The organism is Virgibacillus sp. M23 (genome assembly GCF_034190895.1).
GTDB lineage: Bacteria > Bacillota > Bacilli > Bacillales > Amphibacillaceae > Virgibacillus > Virgibacillus salarius.
The window spans coordinates 29858-52066 of sequence record NZ_JAWDHA010000009.1; the positions used below are offsets into that span (position 1 = coordinate 29858).

At 31.7% G+C, this 22209-nt stretch carries 27 protein-coding genes; 3 read left to right on the forward strand and 24 right to left on the reverse strand.

Going from position 1 to position 22209, the window contains the following annotated elements; translation table 11 throughout:
• Positions 1–63: 63 nt before the first annotated feature.
• From RVS70_RS05440 to RVS70_RS05525, 18 genes are all read right to left on the reverse strand, one after another.
• On the reverse strand, positions 64–609 hold the full coding sequence (locus tag RVS70_RS05440) for a hypothetical protein (protein WP_321132650.1): 546 nt from the start codon (positions 607–609) through the stop codon (positions 64–66).
• A gap of 212 nt (positions 610–821) precedes the next feature.
• A complete protein-coding gene (locus RVS70_RS05445; protein WP_321132651.1) occupies positions 822–1196 on the reverse strand; it encodes a hypothetical protein in 375 nt (124 codons plus the stop codon).
• Between the two features lie 97 nt (positions 1197–1293).
• Entirely contained in the window at positions 1294–1548 is a 255-nt protein-coding gene (locus RVS70_RS05450) for a hypothetical protein (RefSeq protein ID WP_321132652.1), read from the reverse strand.
• A 52-nt stretch (positions 1549–1600) separates the two neighbouring features.
• Positions 1601–1966 (reverse strand): hypothetical protein, encoded by a 366-nt coding sequence (locus RVS70_RS05455; protein WP_321132653.1) that lies wholly within the window; start codon positions 1964–1966, stop codon positions 1601–1603.
• A gap of 103 nt (positions 1967–2069) precedes the next feature.
• Positions 2070–2444, reverse strand: coding sequence for a hypothetical protein (locus RVS70_RS05460; RefSeq protein WP_321132654.1), 375 nt, complete (start codon positions 2442–2444; stop codon positions 2070–2072).
• Between the two features lie 110 nt (positions 2445–2554).
• Positions 2555–3004 (reverse strand): hypothetical protein, encoded by a 450-nt coding sequence (locus tag RVS70_RS05465; protein WP_321132655.1) that lies wholly within the window; start codon positions 3002–3004, stop codon positions 2555–2557.
• Entirely contained in the window at positions 2994–3296 is a 303-nt protein-coding gene (locus RVS70_RS05470; protein ID WP_321132656.1) for a hypothetical protein, read from the reverse strand. The genes RVS70_RS05465 and RVS70_RS05470 overlap by 11 nt, the downstream gene beginning before the upstream one ends.
• A 41-nt stretch (positions 3297–3337) precedes the next feature.
• A complete protein-coding gene (locus RVS70_RS05475; protein WP_321132657.1) occupies positions 3338–3520 on the reverse strand; it encodes a hypothetical protein in 183 nt (60 codons plus the stop codon).
• Positions 3521–3558: 38 nt separating this feature from the next.
• Positions 3559–3990 carry a hypothetical protein gene (locus RVS70_RS05480; RefSeq protein WP_321132658.1) on the reverse strand — a complete coding sequence of 144 codons (432 nt, stop codon included), beginning with the start codon at positions 3988–3990 and terminating at the stop codon, positions 3559–3561.
• Positions 3991–4277: 287 nt separating this feature from the next.
• Entirely contained in the window at positions 4278–4532 is a 255-nt protein-coding gene (locus RVS70_RS05485; RefSeq protein ID WP_321132659.1) for a hypothetical protein, read from the reverse strand.
• Between the two features lie 38 nt (positions 4533–4570).
• Entirely contained in the window at positions 4571–4807 is a 237-nt protein-coding gene (locus RVS70_RS05490) for a hypothetical protein (RefSeq protein WP_321132660.1), read from the reverse strand.
• Positions 4808–4905: 98 nt separating this feature from the next.
• A complete protein-coding gene (locus RVS70_RS05495) occupies positions 4906–5229 on the reverse strand; it encodes a hypothetical protein (protein WP_321132661.1) in 324 nt (107 codons plus the stop codon).
• Between the two features lie 240 nt (positions 5230–5469).
• Positions 5470–6021, reverse strand: a complete 552-nt coding sequence (locus tag RVS70_RS05500; RefSeq protein ID WP_321132662.1) for an antirestriction protein ArdA — start codon at positions 6019–6021, stop codon at positions 5470–5472.
• Between the two features lie 2562 nt (positions 6022–8583).
• Positions 8584–9012, reverse strand: a complete 429-nt coding sequence (locus RVS70_RS05505; protein WP_321132663.1) for a hypothetical protein — start codon at positions 9010–9012, stop codon at positions 8584–8586.
• A 161-nt stretch (positions 9013–9173) separates the two neighbouring features.
• On the reverse strand, positions 9174–9356 hold the full coding sequence (locus tag RVS70_RS05510) for a hypothetical protein (protein WP_321132664.1): 183 nt from the start codon (positions 9354–9356) through the stop codon (positions 9174–9176).
• Positions 9357–9361: 5 nt separating this feature from the next.
• Positions 9362–9577, reverse strand: coding sequence for a hypothetical protein (locus tag RVS70_RS05515; protein WP_321132665.1), 216 nt, complete (start codon positions 9575–9577; stop codon positions 9362–9364).
• A 318-nt stretch (positions 9578–9895) separates the two neighbouring features.
• A complete protein-coding gene (locus tag RVS70_RS05520; RefSeq protein WP_321132666.1) occupies positions 9896–11236 on the reverse strand; it encodes a nucleotide sugar dehydrogenase in 1341 nt (446 codons plus the stop codon).
• Between the two features lie 22 nt (positions 11237–11258).
• A complete protein-coding gene (locus tag RVS70_RS05525) occupies positions 11259–12629 on the reverse strand; it encodes a glycosyltransferase (protein ID WP_321132667.1) in 1371 nt (456 codons plus the stop codon).
• Between the two features lie 229 nt (positions 12630–12858).
• Here RVS70_RS05525 and RVS70_RS05530 point away from each other — a divergent pair, with 229 nt between their 5' ends.
• A complete protein-coding gene (locus tag RVS70_RS05530; RefSeq protein ID WP_321132668.1) occupies positions 12859–13023 on the forward strand; it encodes a hypothetical protein in 165 nt (54 codons plus the stop codon).
• Between the two features lie 23 nt (positions 13024–13046).
• On the opposite strand, the gene RVS70_RS05535 is transcribed toward RVS70_RS05530, so the two are convergent.
• Positions 13047–13307 carry a hypothetical protein gene (locus RVS70_RS05535; protein ID WP_321132669.1) on the reverse strand — a complete coding sequence of 87 codons (261 nt, stop codon included), beginning with the start codon at positions 13305–13307 and terminating at the stop codon, positions 13047–13049.
• The gene (locus RVS70_RS05540; RefSeq protein ID WP_321132670.1) at positions 13300–14208 is read right to left on the reverse strand and encodes a ParM/StbA family protein; all 909 of its coding nucleotides are present in this window, start codon (positions 14206–14208) and stop codon (positions 13300–13302) included. The genes RVS70_RS05535 and RVS70_RS05540 overlap by 8 nt, the downstream gene beginning before the upstream one ends.
• Positions 14209–14662: 454 nt before the next feature.
• On the opposite strand from RVS70_RS05540, the gene RVS70_RS05545 reads away from it, so the two are divergent.
• Positions 14663–15295, forward strand: coding sequence for a MerR family transcriptional regulator (locus RVS70_RS05545; protein WP_321132671.1), 633 nt, complete (start codon positions 14663–14665; stop codon positions 15293–15295).
• Between the two features lie 21 nt (positions 15296–15316).
• Here RVS70_RS05545 and RVS70_RS05550 read toward each other — a convergent pair whose 3' ends face one another.
• The 4 genes from RVS70_RS05550 to RVS70_RS05565 form a co-directional block, all read right to left on the reverse strand.
• Positions 15317–15565: a hypothetical protein gene (locus RVS70_RS05550; RefSeq protein ID WP_321132672.1), complete on the reverse strand. Its 249-nt coding sequence runs from the start codon at positions 15563–15565 to the stop codon at positions 15317–15319.
• Between the two features lie 31 nt (positions 15566–15596).
• A complete protein-coding gene (locus RVS70_RS05555) occupies positions 15597–16856 on the reverse strand; it encodes a hypothetical protein (RefSeq protein ID WP_321132673.1) in 1260 nt (419 codons plus the stop codon).
• A 143-nt stretch (positions 16857–16999) separates the two neighbouring features.
• Positions 17000–18955, reverse strand: coding sequence for an ATP-dependent helicase (locus tag RVS70_RS05560; RefSeq protein ID WP_321132674.1), 1956 nt, complete (start codon positions 18953–18955; stop codon positions 17000–17002).
• 613 nt (positions 18956–19568) lie between these two features.
• The gene (locus tag RVS70_RS05565; RefSeq protein ID WP_321132675.1) at positions 19569–20615 is read right to left on the reverse strand and encodes a helix-turn-helix domain-containing protein; all 1047 of its coding nucleotides are present in this window, start codon (positions 20613–20615) and stop codon (positions 19569–19571) included.
• 713 nt (positions 20616–21328) lie between these two features.
• Between RVS70_RS05565 and RVS70_RS05570 the strand changes: the two genes are divergently transcribed.
• Positions 21329–22108, forward strand: coding sequence for a hypothetical protein (locus tag RVS70_RS05570; protein WP_321132676.1), 780 nt, complete (start codon positions 21329–21331; stop codon positions 22106–22108).
• Positions 22109–22209: the final 101 nt, after the last annotated feature.

The following is a 22209-nucleotide window of genomic DNA, read 5'->3' on the forward strand; positions in this document are numbered from 1 at the left end:
ATTCACTATGTTCTTTAACTGTCCCCTTTAGAATAATTTTATTTTCATCAGAAGTATAATACTCTAAATTTTTCCAGTTTTCCATACTGCTATATTTCCATCTAAATCTTGTAATTTATTTATAAAGGTTGCTCCGAATTCGTGTTCAAAGATAAAAGATGCTAAAAATATTAACTCAAGCTCAACTTTATCTCCAACTTCTCCAATATAGTTTGACTTTGGTTTATTAAAATTAATTCTACTTTTGATATATTCTAAAGTATCTTTTCGAAATGCTAGTGAAGCTTCGCCAATATCGTTGTATTCAATCAACTTCTTAGTCTCTAAATCTACTGTATCGTAATCTTGATTGTCTTTTGTAAAGAACCACCCATTAAGTTGGCGACTAAACCTTGCTCCAGCATCTTTGAGATTTTCTTTTATACTATATGTGTTACCAAGCACCAAAAAAATTTTTTCTTGTCCGTAACCAATACTGTCTAGATATTCTTTGTTTCTTTCAATTGCTTTTACTTTTCTTTCTTCTAATTTTCTCTGATGTCTCTTTTCTCTTTGCCTTCTTAATCTCTCCTCATGATCTGGTGTATAAATTTTAATTTTCTTTCTCATTTGACCAGTACCGCCACATAACAAGTACTTCCTGTGTACCTTCATCTATCAGATGTCCCAGCACCACCACATCTATCACATTTTACTGTCACTTCTTGATGCTTGGTATTATTTCTATCGACTCTTTCGGATAATACTTTTATTACCTTCATTGCATTCCCTCTATTTTAATAAGTGTGTTAATAAAACACTATAACAGTAATGTTGTCAAATTATTTTATACAATTAACTTTCCATGACCAAGACCTTATAACATCGTTTTCTCTTATACATTTTCTCAATCTCTCATTAACTTCAATTTCTTTCATTAATTCCCTTGCTAAATCTATAATTTCAATTTCACTTAAATTCTTCCCAACTGGAAACGAGAACTGCAAGTCTATATCATTATATACTTCACAATCAACTGAAAAAATTTTTTTTGACGTCTCATCTATTTTTAAATTGATTTTGTACTCTTGTTTGTCTGTAGCCTCATTAAACTCTTCATCCATCCAAGTAAAATATTGTTTAAGATTACTCAGATAGATTTCTAGAATACTTATAACTTCTTTAGTATCCACTTTACTATTTATTAATGTACTCATTTATATTCACTCTCCAATTTTTTTAGCTGTCTCGTCAGTATACAGGTAGCCATCCTGCATAGACGCTAGATTTTATAATCCAGCGTTTCGCAATTTATTAATCAAAAATTTCGAACATGTCAGTTTCTTCTACGTCTCGGTCAAACATTACCCATTCAAGATTATTTTTTTCTGCATGTTCAATTATTTTTTTCAAATCATTTGGTATACATTCTTTATTTATTTCTTCATACAGTGGTATAAACCAACCATATTCTTCCTTCTTATAGACAACTATGTCGCATATATCTTGTTGTTTACTCAGCCATGTTTTAGTGTCTATTGATATATTTCCCGTTGAAATTTCTAACATACTTACTTTCTCATTAATACTCACTCTCCATTTTTTTTTGAATTTCATATAATTAATTTTGTGTATGCCACCTTAAACCTCTCGCTTTATACAATGGAATCCAATGCTGTTCATAGAAATCATATCCAGCACCATCAATTCCAAATACAACTCCTAGTGATTCCGTGTAATACGCTACTATTCCACAGTCATTTAAGATATCAGCATTATTTTCTGCCCACTCTTCATCTAACGACTCTCCAAAAGTCCACATTGTCCCCCACGCTACGGGAAATCCACATTGACTTTCGTTCTCTACAGTGATTTGATAACTGTCATTGCAATTTTCAACATCATGATTTATTAATATTTCAACTGCACTAGTAGGAATCGCATTCCATTCTCCTACCCATTTCTTCGTAGCTTCCTTAATATTCATTTACTCCATTCTCCATTTTTTTTTTTTTTTTGAGCAATTAATAACTCAATCTGAGTTAAGAAGATAATTCTTAACTCATGTTCAACTATTAATTGCAATACTTTTATTTATTTTCATTTATAAATAATTCATCTATATAACTTGTTAATTCTTGTTCCATATTGGATACAGCTTGGTCAATCTCTTTAGAGTGTCTATTCATTCTATCTTGCTGTTCTTGGTCAATCTTGCTATCTAAATACTTATAGACATCTTCAAGCATATTATTTTTTTCTTGATTGACATGCGTGACCATATCATGATGTACCTGTTCACCAACTCTCTTAAGTTCTTTATTGTAGTACTCAAGAATCTCATCTTTAATCTGATTTTCTTGGTTGTTTACTAACTCAGCATAATAATTTGTTGATGCATACGTGATGCCACCTCCTAGTAAAAAACTTCCTGCTATTGCCACTGCTATTAATTTCTTTTTCATCATAATCTCTCCTTAATTTTTTTTGGATTGGGTAATCCATTGAGACATTCATTGGTAGTATGAATATCTCTAGCATTACCCAATCAAATATAATGCAATACTTTTGTTTTTTATGAAGCTATTTTATTTTTTATTTCATATGTGACTACCGGAAAATTATTTTTATGAGCGCTTAAATTCACTTTATCAACAAGTTGTAAGTACTCATCCCTACCATTTACATGCTGTTCATAGTCTACAAAACTTTTAACTTTTTTTGGATTGTAGTAAATATTTTTTTCGAACCGAATATTATTTAAATCCTTAATTCTACCTACAACAAATGCATGTCTATCTTTGACTCCTGTTTCAATCGTTTTCTTTTGTTTTGATTTATCTATTTTGAAATAACATCCCTCTAAAGTTATATGTGATGCATAGCCAAGTACCTTTCCAATCGAATTACGTGATTTCATTTCAACTATACTAAAAGTTTTTTTATGTGCGTTCCAATGAACAGCAACTAGCTGACCAATACTAATTTTTCTGTCTTTGTATGGTGTGAAAATATTATTTTTCATTTATAGCTACCCTTTCAACTTTTTTGATATCGTCCTCAGCTTGACCAAATGTAACTTGAATCTTTTCCCCTTTTTTAACATTAAATTTTATTTCATCTTGGTACAGGAATATTCCAGCGTTTTCGTCCGTAACTTGTGAAGCAATGGGCTCTCCATAGACTTTGTTTTCTTTAGCATCTGTAACTTCATAAGTAAATTGACTATTTTCAACCTTGTCATGCAATTGGTAATTATTTAATCCAAAAGGTAAAATTGATACACCAACTAATAAATTAATTAATAATGCTTTCATTTTCATCGCTCCATTTTTTTTTTTTTTTGAATTATACTATTCTAATAACAATTAATATTTAAAGCTTGAATATCTGAAATAGGCAAAGTAAAAGTATTGCCATGAATTAAATCTAATGTATTATGACTATCGTTTTTTAACGTCACCATGTTATTTGTAAAATTAATATTTGTTACAAAGTACCAATTATTTTTATATTTTGCTTGACCAAGAATATCTATCATTTTTTTCATTCTCCTTTTAATGAAATGTTGTTTTTATCTTAATAACCTAAGTATTTTTTAAGTTTGTTATATTCTTCCGTTCCTATTAATTTACGTAATAACCCTGCTTTGTGCATTCCACTTTTATATAAGCCTTCTAAAACCTTTTTAACATCATACTTATCCCCGTACTCTTTGAAGAAAGAAATATACTCGTTATCATCAATAAATCTTGGTTTAGTTGTATTTATATAATCCTTATTAAATATTGTCATCAGAATATCATTTATATCAGGTTTTTCCATATCATGAGGTGTGAAAATGCTAAATGATTTTTCTCTACCGTGATAATGTAGCTTTACTTCCCACTCATGACAATCCCAATTAGGATATAAACAGATATACTCTATTGCATAAAAATCATTTCCGTTTTTATTATGATGGTTTGTATGTGTAACGGTACACTTTAGGTTGTGAAAATCATTTCTCATTTCAATTCCTCCATTTTTTTTTTTTTTTGAACTATTATCTTATCTATTCAATGAAACCATATACATATTAGAATAATTTGTCTTTCTTATACTTAATCTATCTGGTTCTACAAAAGTATAAGAATGAACATTATTTAACTTTAGCTTGTGCGCTACAACTTCCATACCGTTGTTCAATCTTTCTAAGTTATTTTTTAAAATATACATTTACATTCTCCTTTTAATAATTTTTTATTGGATTGATTAATCCATGAAGCGCTAAAATTATTTTTTTTAGCGCTCTAGCATTAATCAATTGCTTGAAGTTCTTTTTTAATCTTATCTGACAATTCATTAAGATGGTCAGCCGTTTCCCTAACTGTTTTAGTAGTATTATGATTGTGAAGCAACGGGCTAAGCATCTTTTTATATGCATTGACCTTGTCCCATAGGCTTAAGAGCTTAAACGCCTTAGTATCTGAAACAATTATTTTCTTTGCGTGTGCAAATTCTTTTTCATTGTCCTTAGTAATAGCAATTAAATTATTCTCAAATTTATTCATTTTCTTCACTCTCCATTTTTTGGATTATTAAATTAAAATTAATTTTTGTGCCTTCCTGCAATGTACCCTTTGACGATGAAAAAGAAAGCTTCTTCATGCACTAAGCCTGTGTAATGTTTGAAACTTCTTAATTTCATGTCTCTATCTGAGTAGTAAAAAATTTCTTTGCTGTGAGAGTTGGCAAAAAAGGACAGTATTTGGGGTTTCTTTTCAATTAATATCTTTTCTTCATGCTTAAAATCTGCCTTTTTCAACTTGGCTATGATTTCATTCATAGATTCACGCTCCATTTTTATTTTTTTTGGATTGCAATATCCATTGTGAAGCCAATTAATAATTAGCTTCACTAGCATATTGCAATACTTTTATTTTATTATATGAAGTTCAACGTTCCGTTTATCTCAACAGATACGGCTTCCTGTTGTAATTTTTCTTTAATGTATCTTGCTACATCCTTAGCTTTTGTAATTACCTTATTTTCTTTTTCGTCTTCATAAAATACATGTACTTGATAAATTTTTTCTTCCACCAGTGAGCCATCTTCGGCTACCCAATAGCCTTTTACCTCTTCAACAGTTGCACCACCTGCAATACTTGCCAATTCTCTTACAGTATGCTGTAAAATATCAGATACATCTGCTTCCTTGTCAACTTCCATTGTGCTTGGCACGTATACAATTACTTTTTTCTTTAACATTTTTCATCTCTCCAATAATTATTTTTTGGATTAGAAAATCCATTGAGATATCCAAAATCAATTGAATATCTCAAGCATAATCTAATCTACTGTAAATTGCAATACTTTTGTTTAATGTTTAGTAATAGCAAAAAATAAGAATCTAAGCATTATAATAAATAGTAGCAAATACCAAGCATTAATAAATAATTTATTGTGCAAAAGTCGTTGTATCAATTTATTCACGCTCCAATTTTGATATTAGTTTACGTACTCTACAATAGTATTGTCATCTAATTGAAAGAAAGTACCTTCTATTCCCATGTCGCGCCCCAATCTATCCCAATCTACATAATTCATCAATGGCGCGTTCATATCTGTGCCTATTTCCTTATGCCATTTATAAGCTACATCGCCCATATTACGGCATTCATGGTATACAATTACATCCTCCATACTTTCTAAAGCTTCGTCAAAGTCTGATACGATACCATCATTTAACAATTCAAACGCTATATTTATATCCATTTCATCCATATCTTCCATTTTTTCAGCTATTTCATTAAGCTTTTTAATACTAGAATATTCGTTTATATTAAATGGTGCTTCATAATCATGTATTGCCCATTCCTCATAATAAATACCGTCTTCCTCTACACCGTGAATGTAGTTGCCTTCATTATCATAAGTAGCAAGACCAATTTTAACCATTATATCCTTGATATCATAAGGCAATGTAAACCATTCCCCCACTAATTTACCCTCATTGTATTTACCTAGATTTGCAACGTAAATTTTGATTTGATTAGTCATTTTTCATTTCCCCTTTTTAATTGTGTAGGCTTTAAGCCTCGATTATAAATATTAGCAAAATATCTATAATCCAAGCTTAAAACTTGGACAATATACCTTCATGGGCTAGGTATAACAGCGCTTTAATTGACATTTGCTAATACGCTTTCTAACCTCAGTTTTATTTATATCTGAGTAATTCCAGCGTATGGAATTGCTTATGCAATCCTCTATCGCTTGCATAAATATCTTTTATGCTACGGTTTCCGACTCTTACGGCTTACAATATTAGTTGTAAGTTGTGCTTATCACTTTTACCCCTTTTAGGGTAATCCTGTTTCCAGCCGTTCCGTGTCAACCTGCCACAACGCCCTTTTTAGCTTTCACGGTCTGGCTTTCGTGTCTATTGAGTTGTCAATATGCATCATGTAGCTTTGATTTACTACATTCAATCTCTACACTTTCAAAATGATTTCGTAGTCTGTTTTACTTGTGTAAAGTAAGCAAGTTGTTTTGTGTGTTACTGTGTTAGTGTCTCGCTTGCTGTGACTCAACTATTACACGTCAATAAAAAACATGCAACTTTAAAAGGCTATTTTTGGCGTTCGTTATTTTCTTCTAAAATCGCCTACTGCGCGCGCGTATATTTTAATGAAGGAAAGATTCAATTTTTGACTTACGAAAATAGCCTTGACTCTTAGAACGCCAAGGATTCCAGCGATTATATAATTGCATCAAAAAAACCTGTGGATAAGTCGTTCGTTCTGTTCGTTCTTTTTAGTGAACAAATAAAAATATTAAAAAAAATTATTGCAATTTTAATAAGCTTAAACCTTAGAGCGCCAAGCGAGAACGTAATCTTAATTTTTGTCAAGTCAATCATAAATTCAAAAAGTTTTTAGATCGTTAAAATTAGGGGGTGTGGATAAGTATAACAAACACACTACACCACTGTGTTTGTAGAACACTAAAAATGCTTTAAATATTGTTATATGTAATATAATGACATATATTTGTAACATAATTGTAATAAATAAGCATGGTTCTTAGATTGACAAGGATTTGACTATACTTGCATGTAATTAGATTATTCAGATAATAGTCACAACTTAGTCATATTTGTATACGCTTTCAATATAATGACACATTTATAGCACGTACGTTCTGTTATATACGGTTAATACGTCTTTAACCATTGGTATGACAGGGCTTATAGCTTGTGTACCTTAGTAGCAGGATTAATATACAAGGCTTGTCTACCACCCTTTATTAATTAGACAGATATATATAAATACATCTCTAATATTTTATAATTGTTATATAACATATCTATTTATACTTAAAATATCCTATAACAATAAAGATAATATAGTATGGTTTATTGTTATAGCTGTATATGTTAGGGGTACAATCTATTATATACAGGGGTAGCATGATACATAAATATTATTCTAGCGTGAATTACTTTATAGGGGTAGCGCCTATTATAATATGGGGTGGTATCTATGGGGTTGTGTAAAAGTTAAGACGGTATTTAATATATTTTCAAGGGTACTACATAGCACTACCTATAGCATGGCTATGGTATACATAGTATAATATTTGTTTTTATCTATATATAGTATATGTATATAGTGTTAATGTGTATATATTGTATGTATATAGTTGTATGTATATAGTGTTAATGAGTGTGCGAAAGAGATTGAAAGACAAGGAAAGAAAGGAAGGCACAGACTGATTAAAAGACGTTGCTTAACTGGTTTACTGATTGTTGTTAGACAGACATATAGAATACTATATTTTTATATATAAATTTTATTGGAGCATTTTTTTGTGTGTCGCTGGCTAGTTGGATATATTCGATAGATGAAAAAAAATATTGTAGTGTGTGGTTTTTGTTTGGTGGCTAGTGAATGAAAAAGTAGGTAATATATGAGGTTGTAGCGTGTTTGTTAAGTGAATATGTAGAATTGGTTAGTGTGGAATATTTGTGTAGAAGGTGGCTCATACACTCATCACGGTGTAACAAAACTTAAACCGTTAAGCATTCATATTCTCGTCTAGTCCAATTATGAGAACGAAATACGACTTATAACGTTATGGAATATATAAAGATAGATCGAATGTACTTGCTTATGTTTTGCTCATTTTTAGCTATTCAATATTACAGATAGCCGACAGCCTCAAAGGGTATAATTCAGGGTATGGTGTCCCTCTAATGGTTATTAGGTGGACAGGCAACAGGGGTTATTTTCCACATTTCAAGGGGTGTTTTCTCAGGAATAGCATATAGGTAGCTCTACTCACACAATACCAAAAATTTTCGATTCGCTACCCTATTTTCAATCTCGACTCCCCTTCCTTCTCTTCACTCAATAAAATCACCAGAAAAATGCTCAATTTTGCCTTATCGAAAGGCTTATCGTAAACTATTATACAATTACTGTATTTTCTTATGTTCTACAGGGGGCTATTTAAGCACAAAAACACCCCTATCATAACAGTAATAACCTTTTATACTATAGGGGTTAACGATTAAGCTCCTATCGAGACGTTTAAATTAAAGGTAAAATTACCAGTTTGTTATATATTTAAAGACATTTGATGATTAACTTCATTCAAGTCTCCAAACTCAGTTTTTTTAACTTCTTCTATATTAATATAATCACGATAATTACCCTCGACTATTACTTTACTATCAACTTTATTTAGGTATTTTCTATCTACCAGATAGTGATTATCCAATTCATTCCCTCGGATACAGCAAATTCTTAAGCCAACTGCACTATATATATTATGTATCAAAGTTACGAGCATCGCATTTTTAACGCCTAAGTAGTCTTTTACAATACGCAGTAGCTCTTCGTCATTATCATATGTTTTATCCAGTTTACACTCTTCGTTATTTGATATAGTAACATGTCTACCATCGGCTTGAATTAATCTATCGTCATAGTTTGAATTAAACGACTTGTAATTAGCACTTTTTAGTATAATTACTGGTTTCTCCATATATTACAGCTCCTTTTATCGATTTTCTTTGATTTTACCTTAATTTCAATAAATTTTATAAGTTTTTCATATATTTTTGACCATTTTTTAGTATTTTAGGGGTAAAAAACAGGTAAATCAAACAGATTTACCCATGAAAAAAGTGAAAACAGTATCAAGTATTAACTATTATTAGTCATTAAATTCTTTTCGACTTTCAATCTGATAGTTGTATATAAATTATCTAAGTCCTCTCTGGTTACTTCTACAGTACTAGCTCCATCCATATCTTTATGAAAATGAAAGAACTCTTCAATCTCATCCCCTATCAGAATCTTAATCGTATCCCATTCGCACTTTTCCATTAAGCCTACCCCCTATCGACAGTGAAGTTTAGTAAAATGATATCGCTACCATACAGTTCCCTTAGCTCCTTCATTTTGAAACTAATTGCCTCAGAATCAGCAGACATTTCTTTGTCACTATAGCATTGCGTATCAAATTCATTACTAAACTTTTCCTTAAACACTCTGCCCTTTTCGTTGATAATCTTTAGAGTATAGGTGACTTTTATTAAATTATTCATCAAGTCCCTCCCTGTCTTGATATTATATCATCTATAAACTATTTGCTGTTATTACTTTTAGTCATGCCATTATTTTCCATCACTATTACAAAAATATAAGACTCCTGATATTAATCAAGAGCCTTTTTCTCTCTACTTTTTATAAAACAATCGACTTCCCTATCACTAAATAATGGCATACTATCGTTACTTACATATTGTTTGGGTTTCGGAAAGCTATTATCTCTTCTTATCCAATTCCAAACTTGGTGACGTGAAACATTATATTTATTTACTATGTCTGCAACATTAAGCAACTTGTCCATTAATTCATTACCTCTACATTTTATAATAATTACCTTTGAATCTACCTACTTCTTTAAATCCGTCTCTAGTATCAAATATATTTCTTGATTTATCTGCTATTTTATAATAGTTAAAGTCTGAATGAGCCGTAAGTAATACTACAACATCATAGTTTCCTAGCTCATTATAATCAATATCTTCAATATTTACAATGGTGTCTTTAATCCTGATAGAGTCTACATGAGGGTCATAAATAGTAATATTTGCACCCATTCTAATTAAAGATTCGTACAACCTAAATATTGGCGACTCTCTTACGTCAGATATGTCTTTCTTGTATGATGCTCCTAAAATAGCTATCTTACTACCGAATAACGTTAATTTTTCACTATTCAGAATTCCATTTATACGATCTACGGCATAGTCACTCATCTTATTATTTATTTCTCCAGCTAGTTCAATCATCTGAGCATTACAGTTAAATTTCTTTGAGTACCAAGATAAATAATAAGGGTCAACTGGTATACAATGACCGCCAACTCCTGCAGTTGGATAAAACGGCATAAATCCATATGGCTTTGTTTTGGATGCTTCTATAACTTCCCAAGGGTCTAATCCCATTTTATTACATATTAAAGTTAGTTCATTAGCCAATGCGATATTTACATACCTAAATGTATTTTCATAAACCTTCGACATTTCAGCAACTTTTGTAGAGCTTACAGGGAGTACGCTACCACCAATGAACTTCTCAGCTAATTGGGTACATCTACTTGTGTGACCGCCAACAATCCTAGGAGTATTATCAACGTTATAAGTTTTATTTGATGGGTCTATTCTTTCAGGTGAATAAGCTACAAAAAAATCTTCACCTACATTTAGTCCTCTTGCTACTGCGTTTTTCACTATATAATCTTCTGTTGTCGATGGATACGTAGTGCTCTCCAATATAACAAGAGCTCCTTTTTCAGCATATCGTAGTATATCAATGGATGCCTTTTTTATATAGGAAAGATTAGGCTGTTTATACTCGTCTATTGGAGTTGGAACACAAATTAATATCACGTCAACGTTGGATAGTAAGCTAAAATCAGACGTGGCAAATATCTTCTTTCTATCTAATACAAGATTGCTAAGCTCCTCTGATTTAACATCAGAAATATAGCTACCCCCTCTATTCACCATATTTACTTTGGATTCATCTAAGTCAAACCCAATAACAGAGTTACCTCTCTTCGCCTTCGAAATAATGTTTGGCAATCCTACATACCCCATGCCTATTACACCAACAACAGCAGTATTAGTATCTATTTTCTTGTACAAGCTTTCAAATAAAGACTCTTCACTTTTACTTGGCTTTACCAATAATTCCAACAACTTCATCTCCTCTATATCCTTATCTAGTCCCCCAACCATTTTGTCTAATCGTTACCAAGGCATACAGTCTTAACGGAATGAGCAAAGTTATGTGTATAATTCCATAGACTGGAGCCATTAGAAAGATTAGTGGATTTCTCAAGATATAATATGCGTTTCTTGCATAGGCACTTAAACAAATGTAAGCAAAATAATATGTAGCCATTATTAATCCAAAAGTAGATGATTTAAGAATTACGCCAAAAACAATTGCTACACCGAATAATATCCAGAGCAACATCTCTAATACAGCCCATACTAATACAGTTGGTTTTTTTAACCCTATCTTCATGGCAATGAGACTTTCTCTAAAAAATGACTTATTCCATCTAATTTGCTGTTTTAAAAATTGTTTAATTCCTGATGGGACATCGGTATAACAGTGTGCAGTAGACTGATAAAGTGTCTTACCTTCTAAAATTGCATAGTTTGTTAGGCATCTATCATCGCCAAACTGAACCTTTTCACCCAAAAATGTTTGATTCTTATAATGCTCAAGATTACTTAAAATAACTTCCGTTCTATAAGCACTAAAACACCCACTACAAACTAACACGTTTCCTGTCACACTTTGAGCCGACCTTTCAACTCTAAATGCATTATCATATCTCATATCTATGAGCTTTGTAAAAAGATTATCTCCTTTGTTACGCGCATGTAAATGACCAGTTGTCGCTTTTACCTTCGAATCTTTAAACGGGGAAATTAATTCCTTGATAGCATCGCTAGCCACATGGGCATCAGAATCAATTGTTACTATAATATCGCCTTCTACCCTTTCAAAAGCCCAAGCTTGAGCATGTCTTTTCCCAACATTCTTTTCAAGTTTGTGAACTCTCAAATACGGAGTATTCGAACTCGATGACTCACTAGTAGATGCAACTTGATTTATACCATCCTTCATTTCATTCAAAGAGTGATACCCTGAAAGGTCTTTGCTACCATCATCAACAACGATTATTTCATATATAGGATAATCTTGCTCTAGTAAGCTTTCTATGGTGCTACTCAATGACTGAGAAGATTCATTATACGAAGGAATCACTACTGATACCTTTAGATTTTTCCCTTTTATCGATGCGTAAGGCTTATAAAAAAAACTTAACGCCATCTTGCCCAGTAAATATGTAACCATCATTGAACCGTAAACACCAAGAAATAAATCAAATTTCCCCTTAGACATATAGTTAACGTAAAGCATTCCCGAAACAGTTATTACAAAGATAAAGACAATAAACAACTTTGCACCAATATTTATATCAGACTTCTTTTTCTTTTTATCCCTTCTCTTGTCTATAACTGACTCCCCTACTTCTGTTTCTATTAAATTATCTTGTTTAGCCAATCCCAATTTTACTAATTCTCCTCCTCTTGACCGACACATTTGTGTCATTATTAGAAAAAAACAGACGTGAATCACACGTATAGTTTTGATATAATAGATGGTGGTATATTTTCGAATTAGACTGTCGAAAATTAAACTATATGATGGAATACGTGAGACTCACGTACAGTTTTGTCTATACTTGTATGTTACAGGAGACTCACGTACAAGTCAAGAGTTTTTAGGAGGAAAAATTTTGAGTGAGAATAGCCAGAGAAAAGATATTCGTGTACCTGTCTCCTTGATTGAAAAGGTCGAAGAGTATCGAAAAGAAAACAGCATTCGTTATTGGACTACCGCCTTCATGGAGCTTGCTAGAAAAGGTTTGGAAGCCGAAAACAATAAAAAATCCCTTGATTAAATCAAGGGATTTTATTCTACTTGCTACATATTAACTATGTCATCAATGAAACTGTCATTCGCATCGCTCTTAGTATACCAGTTCTCTTTTATATCTTCCTTTACAGCTTGTTTTTCTCCATTATCACTTACTCTAGACAAGCCATATTTATCAGAGCAAATTAGAAACGTAATATACGCACTCAAATTACCTCCAAAATATTTGTCAGCCATGTGAACAGCAATATCGTGAACATCTTCTCTTAGAGATATAGATTTTTTCTTGACGCTCTTTTTCTTATCCAAATTTCTGCACCCCTACAGCATAGAACGCATTTGCATTTGTTAAGACCTCATCTGTGTTTACACCTTTATTTTTAGGAAGAAAATCTTTAAATCTTATTGACCCTCCACCTATAAAATTCTTCTTGTGAACAATATCATATGGAAAGTCTGTCTTTATCTTGGTTAAAATTTCATCCATATGTTGCTCAAACAATGAATCGAAGTCAAACTTTCGTGATTCTTCATTTATCATTACACCATTCTGCTCAATAAATCTCTCTACATCTTCATTAGAGACCTCAACATTGAATTCATTGGCGATCTCCCCTGCCACCATAGAGTAGAATTTAATCATTCCTAACTGATAGCTTTTAAATTTGGTGAGCTTTCTTCCTTCAAAATAAGAAACATCTACAGTTATTCCACCAATATCAATAACAAGATTCGTTTTGCCTTCTTCAAAGTCCTTGGGATTAATCAACGGAAGTCCTGCAGATTGAGGAAATACAATTACATCCTTTATATTTATAGTCCTATCTTTTCCATTGTAACCCATAGTCACCCGTTTATTCATTAGCGATTTCTTTAGCTCATCCTTTTGAGTTTTGTAATAACTGACAGGAAGACCAGTAACTAAATCAACATTGATAGTAGTTAATCTATCATCAGCGTTTCTAAGTATTGCAGTAAGTAAGCACAGTTCAAAGTTCTTATCATATATTTTGTTGGAATCTACCGTAATCCTTCCTCTTTCCCCCATTGTATACTCTTTTCCTTCAAATTCAATTACGGTAGAGTTCGGATTAATATCAATTACTCCTTCCCTAACTGTACTTCTAAATACATCTTCTCCCTTGCTAGATACAGTTTTTGTATGGGAATACCCAACATCAATTCCTAAAATAATAGAGTTGTCAGCCATAATCCTACCTCCTAAATTGTTAGTATTACCCAGTAGCATTTAATGCTACTTAGTAGCACCGAAACTATTAACCTTCTATGTTTTATATATTATCAATACTACTAAGTAGTGTCAAGTGTTACCTAGTAGCATTAATAACCTTTTTACACCTCGAAATGCCAAATCTAATGTAGGTCAATCATTATTATAAACTAAAATAACGATATATTATACCTCTAACTATGAAATTTAATGGAGGGCAGACGTTATTAAAGGTTGATTTAATGATAAATGATAGTTCAATTGGCGATATCTCATGTAGGGCAACAATTAATATAGGTGTTATTTAGGTTGTAGTAAGCCTATATACTACGAAATCTAATGTAGAGCACAATGTACATGTATCTCAAAATATGATTTAATTAAACTATTAGAAGTATAGATTTTGAAAAATCATGAGGAGGTGAAATCCTATATGGAGGTCGAATTTGTAACTCTAGGAGATGCGTCAACAAGATTAGATGTACCATCTGCAACATTAAGACATTGGACTGACCAATTAGAGCAGTTTGAAGTGCATTACGTAATGAGAAATAATAGGAATGAGAGAATATATTACGATAACGATATACAGATATTCAAGTATTTAAAAGACTTGAAGGCAGAATATGGTAGAAGGACAACAACTAAAGATTTAGCCTATATGATAGCTGAAAAATCATCTCAAGAGGAAATGTTTGATTTGAGAAGCAAAGAAGAAGCTCCAACACCTGAGCCAAGCAACAAAACTGCAGACCTTTTAAATCAAGAAGACATACAACAGTTAATGAAGAGTGAGAGGGTTAAGCAATTCATTGGTATCGTAATTGGCGAGACGACTAAGAACTTAAAAGATGATATTAAAGAAGAGATTCGTGAATCAGTAAGAGAAGAAGTGAGGCAAGAGCTAAGGCAAGAAATGGAGACGAGTAATCAAAAAATGGAGGAAGTCGCCAATAGAATTGAAGACAGTTTAAAAAGAAGAGATGAACAAACAACAAAAATGCTAACTGAGATAACGAAGAAACAAGAATCAAAAGGATTCTTCTCAAAATTTTTTGGCAAATAAAAAAAGAGTGGGGGAGAGCCCTCACTCAAAATATCTGTTTAACATTACATTGTCTCCATTTATATTAGTGAATATAGTCTTTATACCCGTGAACTCCTCAGTAGTTGTCATTATTAATGACTTGAACCATATATAATTTTTATAAACTTCAAACGTATCGTTTTCTATTTCTGATTGTGTTTTGTATCTCCATAAAGCCTCGCTGTCAAAGGGTTTGATTATAATTTGCTTACCATTTGATAACTTAGCGCTTACAACTATATCGTCCAAAATTATTCCTCCTGTACAGCAATACTTTTGTTTAATCTAACCCAATTCTAATTGCCTCTATATTTCCTTTTTCAGAAACAGCTATAGCTAACTGAGAAGGGGCAGAACCTAGTCCTAATTTTTCAGAATAATCATCAGAGCCTTTTGTGCTTCCACACCTTATTTCAAATCTATTGATTCCAACCTCTATACAAGCAAAGTGATGGAAATGACCATATACTATAGCGTCATAGTGAAGTTTATCCCTTGAGCCATGGTCTGCAATTTTCTTAGTATCTGCCTTTTTCTCCAAGTCTCCATGAACAAACTTTATATTTTTTCCATTTACATCTAGTAGCTTTGCGCTGTATGGATGCGTTTCTTCATAGACTAGATTTTCTTTATTAGATGTTTCAACGAATACTTGTATCATTTCATTTACTACAACCATACCAGTATCGCCATCTATATTTCCATTTTTATCTTTATTCATTCTATCGTGGTTTCCAGCAAAACCTCTATAAACTACATAGAAGTTTTTAGTAGCCAGTTTAGCCAACATTTCAATTATAAGGCGACCACCCACGGTCATTTGTTTAGAAACAGGAAATTCAGCATGGTATGCTTGAGAGTCTCTCATGTAAGCGTGTTCGAGAATATCTCCCATATATACTACATCTATTCTGTATACTTTTCTTTCATAGGCTAATTTCAAAATAGAATCTACATATTGATTTATTCTTTCTTTAGCTATTTCAAGGTTATATTTATTTCCTTCAACATCTACCAAAGCACCAATATGCCAATCCGATATTACAGCTATTAATCTTGTATTTGTATGATTATCGATAGGGGAGAAGACATGATTCATTATTTCTTCCCATCTAATATCGCTTAGGACATTTTGAATAGATTCTTTTATTTCAGAAATAAACAGTCCACTATCTACTATGTCTCTTTTTCCTTTTCTGATTTCACGTAGATAATTTTGAGTCTCTCGTTTGTGCCAGTAACTTTCTCCTACTAGCTTCTGATAAGATTCAATTTTGCTATCAGTGACCATATCAGCATACTTAGTTACTTCTGGCAGTTTACCCATTGCCTTTTGATGAAGTTGTATCATCTTTCTATAATTTTCACTATTCTCGCTATCTTCGAATCCTTCCTCAGCCATCAAATTCTTATGTTTAGCCCAAGAACATCTATAGCTAGGACTATCTCTTTGTAACCTTTGTTTTAGTGCTACAGCCATATCTAGATGCTCTTTGCTAACTTTAATTGTTTCACCTTTTTTATTAGTATATGAACGCATTGTGCTTATATCTTTCCTTTCAAAAGCATTTAATAGCAATACTTTTTCTTAATTTCCATTCATATACATTGCTCGCAAATACAATAATCCCAATTATACATCTTCATATTATCACATAAACAAAATCAATGCAATACTTTTGTTTAATCTAAAGGGTATAAAACACTTACTTGTCCATTGCCTCTAAATAACTTTTTCTTCATATTATTCAATTCTTCGCTACCTAATAATTCAATTAGGAATTTACTAGGGTAAGCGATGGACAAATTTGAATCGTACTGAAACCAGCTAATATATAACCTTTTTCTTGGTCTACTGCTTGCTACATAAAATAAGCGCCTTTCCTCTTCTATATCCCCATTCATATCATGTGGCATCAATTTTTTGTTGCAGTTAAGCACAAAGCAAACGTCCCATTCCAATCCTTTTGAACTGTGCATTGTAATAATTTGTACCGCATCTTTTCCTTTAGATTTAGCTTGTTTATCTTTTATCTTTACTATGTGAGCTAGAAAAGCTTTTATACTTGGGAATTTAGCACCCATTTCACATAATCTATCAATTGCTTCAATCTTTTCGTCAAGAGAGGAAGGGCTTGTTGATGTTTCGTTAATAAATTTCTTATACTTGGTTTCTTTTACAATATTTCGTAGAATTCTACCTGCGTTTACATTTGAATCAACTTGATGTTTTAACTCAGAAACAACTCTTGTTATTTCTTCAATGTTGCTTCTATATTTCCATTCGGAGTTATGTGGAGTTATTTGAACAGCTTCATACAATGATAAATCTCTGGTTAGAGCAAACTCCTCTAATTCATTCAAAAATTTCTTGCTAAGATAACGATTAGGAGAATTATAAATTCTTCTAAAACTGGCGTCATCTTTGTCGTCTATAGATAATCGGGCATAGCTTAATATATCCAGTATTTCCTTCCTATCAAAAAATGACCTGTTCTTTGACACTTCATATGGTATATCTGCATTCGCAAGTTTGTCTTCCACTATTGCTGTTTGAGCATTGGTTCTAACAAGAATTGCTATTTCATTCATGGGAGTGCCATTGTTGTTTTCATTAATTATCTTCCTTGAAACGCCTTCCATTTGTTGATATTCATCTTGATATAACGTCAAATTAACCTTATCACCAATCCCTGATATGCTTTCAGAAGGCTTATAATCGTTGTACTTTTGGATAGGGGACTTAGAGATAATTTCATTAGAGAAATCAACAATTGTTTGAGTGCTTCTAAAGTTCTTATTCAACTCGATTAACTTTGCATCCTGAAATTCATCTTTGAAGTTTAGTATATTATCTACATTTGCATTAATAAATCTGTACACAGACTGTCTAAAGTCGCCAACAACAAATACATTTTTATCGTTAATCATTTTTATAATTTCAAGAACAATTGTTGACGTGTCCTGAAATTCATCGACCATAATATACTTATATTTATCAGAAAGTTTATTTCTAAATTGCTTGTCAGATATCAGCTTGTTATAAAGTCGCAACATCATATCGTCGAAATCAATTTGTCGAGATTGCTCTTTTAGCCTTTCATAATTGACGTATGCACTTTGAAGTTGCTCTATAGGCACACCTTTAACAAAAGAGATACTATCATCTATAATTACTGGTTTATCTGGAGTAATCATATTGTTTTTCTGATAAGAGATAAAGCTTGCTAACTCACTGGCTCTTAAATTGATATCTAGCCCGTTTGGATTTTTATCGGTTGCTGACTTGCAAAAATCATTCAATAACGAAAATCTCCACCAATCTGGAGCAATCTTATACTTAGAAAAACCACTGTCCATTAATCTTAGTATTTGATAAGCGATAGAGTGAAAAGTTCCCATTGGTATTAATTCAGCTCTTTTCTTACCAATTAACTTTCCGAGCCTCTTTTTCATTTCTTCGGAAGCTTTCTTTGTAAAAGTAATAGATAAAATATTATGCGGTCTAATACCCTTTTCAATCATATATGCAATTCTTGTTGTAAAACTTGAAGTTTTGCCACTTCCTGCAGATGCTATTGCAACGATATTCCCATGAATACTTAATACAGCATCCTTCTGCTCTTCCGTCAACTTCATATTTTTCCTCCTAAAATCAACTTATAGAAATAACTTTAGCACAGACACAAAAGTATTGCAATACTTTTGGTTAACTATAATTAATAAACTTTTCTCATTTATAATTTCTCTATTAAATGCCTTAAATGGATACTTAGCTGTATAGCGCAATTATAGCCTCATATAGATGATTTTAATTTATAACGTACAAACACATTAGCTCTGTCAATATTCAATCAGAGAATAGGTCTCACGATCTTTTATGATGGTATGGAGATGCTAGGGGATAATTTTGTTAATTGGAAAATCATTAATATTTTTAGCTTAGTGGAATAAGTATTATTAATTATGTTTTAAATTCTTAAAGATAGTACTGATTATACTATCAAAATTTGATAGGGGAGGTATCAAAATCTGACATGCGAATAATCCACGTATCAAAATTTGATATGTGAGAATGTGTTTAAAATACGCCTATCAAATTTTGATACGTGGAAAATATACCGCCTATCAAATTCTGATAGGCGCGCCTATAAATTTTTGATAGGCGGATTTTAGGTCGCCTATCAAATTTTGATATGTAGGTATAAATTTTTGATAGGCGGTATTAAACATAAAAAAAAGTAGAGTAATATTATCCTCTACTTAAAATGACATTTTTTATGTAATCTTCACTCATGGTAAAGTCTATTTTAAAATCACTGACTATATTATCAAAAGTTGACTCTTCAACTGCCCATTTCTTTATATGTTCAATATAGTTATTTCTAACGCCTTCTTTTGCAAACTCATTTGGGAGAATAATTTGCAAAACTTTATTGTTGCTATGATAGAGATATACATTAGATTTAAAAAAGCTCTCATATGAAGGCTTAGAAACTTTTTCATATATTATACTATTAAAATACTTACTATTTTGATATTCATCTTTATCAAGATTACTCAAAATCACTTCACTATACTCATGTTCTTTTATCATTTTGTTAATCTTATCTCTAGTTTCCTTATTATTTATAATCTCACCATTAGTCAATATTCTCTCAATATCATTCTCTACTTTTATCATATTAGTAGCTAACTTTACACCTTCGAATTGACGCATAAAATTGTCATGAAGCCTCTGTAGTTTGTAAGGGAATTCGTTATACATTTGTTGAGTAATCATAGGTATGTTTCTTCTTATTTTAAATAGTGGACTAACATCTTTATTATTGTTAGTTGTGTCTTTTCTGTGAAAAACAGCTATAAAATTATACTCTTCTAATATATCAAGATATTTCTTAACAGTATTTTTAGTCTTTTTCATTTTCATAGCGATTGTTTCGATATCAGGATAACAGTAGTCTTTTTTTCCATACGCATACCTTTTCAAATGAAGATACACATTAACTGCGTCAGACCCTATTACTGCTCCCCAAAAGTCTAGTAGATAATTACTTATAATAGTAAAATCTTCTGTATCAATTAATGGTACGACATCTCCATATGTATCTAAGTTCAGAGCTTTTATTTCATCAAAGGATACTTTTATCTTCTTTACGATTGGCTTTAGACGAGAGCCTGTTTTTGAATTTTTAACATATTGGTTCTCATATTCACCAGTATGTACGTTTCTATAGTGTGCATATTTTGAGTCATTATAATCTTCATACAATTTACTATTAAATTCATTTGTAGCCATATAAAAGATTCCTCCCTCAACGGAAAAGGCAGGAATATATAGCAAAATACGCTTTGCAAACTGGCGTTATATATGTTATTATTAACACATAACAAAGCTATAAATTCCGTAAACGCTCTATCCTTCTAGGTCGCCAAACTCAGAAAGGTTAGGGCGTTGCTCTTTTTCCGAACTTTTATTTGACTCTATTTTACCAAACATAACCACATTTGACAACATAATAATTAAGACGACAGCTTATCAATAAAGGATTTGTTTAAAAATGCGTTAAACAAAAGTATTGACATTTTGTTAATTTGAGTTTATGATAGGTCTAGAATTTTAAATTGCTAATTTACGTACTTTAAAATTCGCTATCAATTTTAAATTGCTAATTTACGTACTTTAAAATTTAATGTCAATTTTAAAGTAGAAATTTGCTTACTTTAAAACTGTCATATAGAGAGACCATACCCAATAGAGAGACCATTTCAAATAGAGAGAAATGGAGAGGGTGTCGGCTGAGAGCCGATTTCCCCTCTAGAGTTGGTGCGTGACGGAAATAGAGGAGGGGGCGAAATCACATTAATGACTTTATAAAAATACCAAATGCTATCATAAGGAATTCCTCGTTGTCATCTAACGCAAAGCTTATTTATTTGTTAATTGCGTCCAACAGACGTATAGGCACTTGTTTTAATTCTTTATGCATTAGTATTTCAGGAATTATATTTATGCTCAAGTATAAGAATCATGACAAGAGTATAAAATCTGTCAAGTCTTCGATAGGTGAGCTTGTTGATTGTGGGGCATTCTCAATATGCGAAGATATGTCGTGTAAAACTGAAATTGACTACAGAAAATTGAAAAAAAATGATATGTTTTATGTGCTATTTAATGAAACTTATATTAATAGTAGTGATTTTATCAAAGGATTTGGAGCTAAGGTCGATGTTGAAACCCTAAAAGGGAAGTTAAATCTTTTTACAAGTATTTATTTAGATGATGCTATAAAACTAATGGATTACCCTCTAGATGAGTATCTTATTGATGGGAAGAAGGTCTCAATTAATCGCTCAAAGCTATTTAGTGTATATGCAATGATACTATCCAGAGCAAATATAGACCTAAAAAATGCTAGTAAGGGTTGCAGGGTGAGTTTTGATACTATAGATGTTATATCTGAGTATGCAAATGTATCCGAATCAACAGTAATAAGGTATATAAATATCTTATATGATATAAAGTTAATTTTTAAAATAACTGTGAGTCAAAATGGGAAGATTAAATCACAGAATGTTTATTCTCGTTGGAGAGATAGACATACCCTAATCATGGTATTAGATAAAAATAAGTCAGTTGTAAGCTTTAATTACTATCAGCTTTTAAAAATAGGTGATACACAGCTAACTGATTTAGAAGCTTCCTATATAATAAAAGAAGTGGAGGAAGAAGATGGTGTGAATATTGATGCTAATTGGGTAGATGGAAAAATATCTAAATTGTTCAATTGAACAAAAGTATTGCATTAATTAAGACTTGGATAATTACCTCCTTGCCCAACATCTGTGATAGTGTTATACTAATTTTATCAATGTTAGTTGTAAACGGAGGA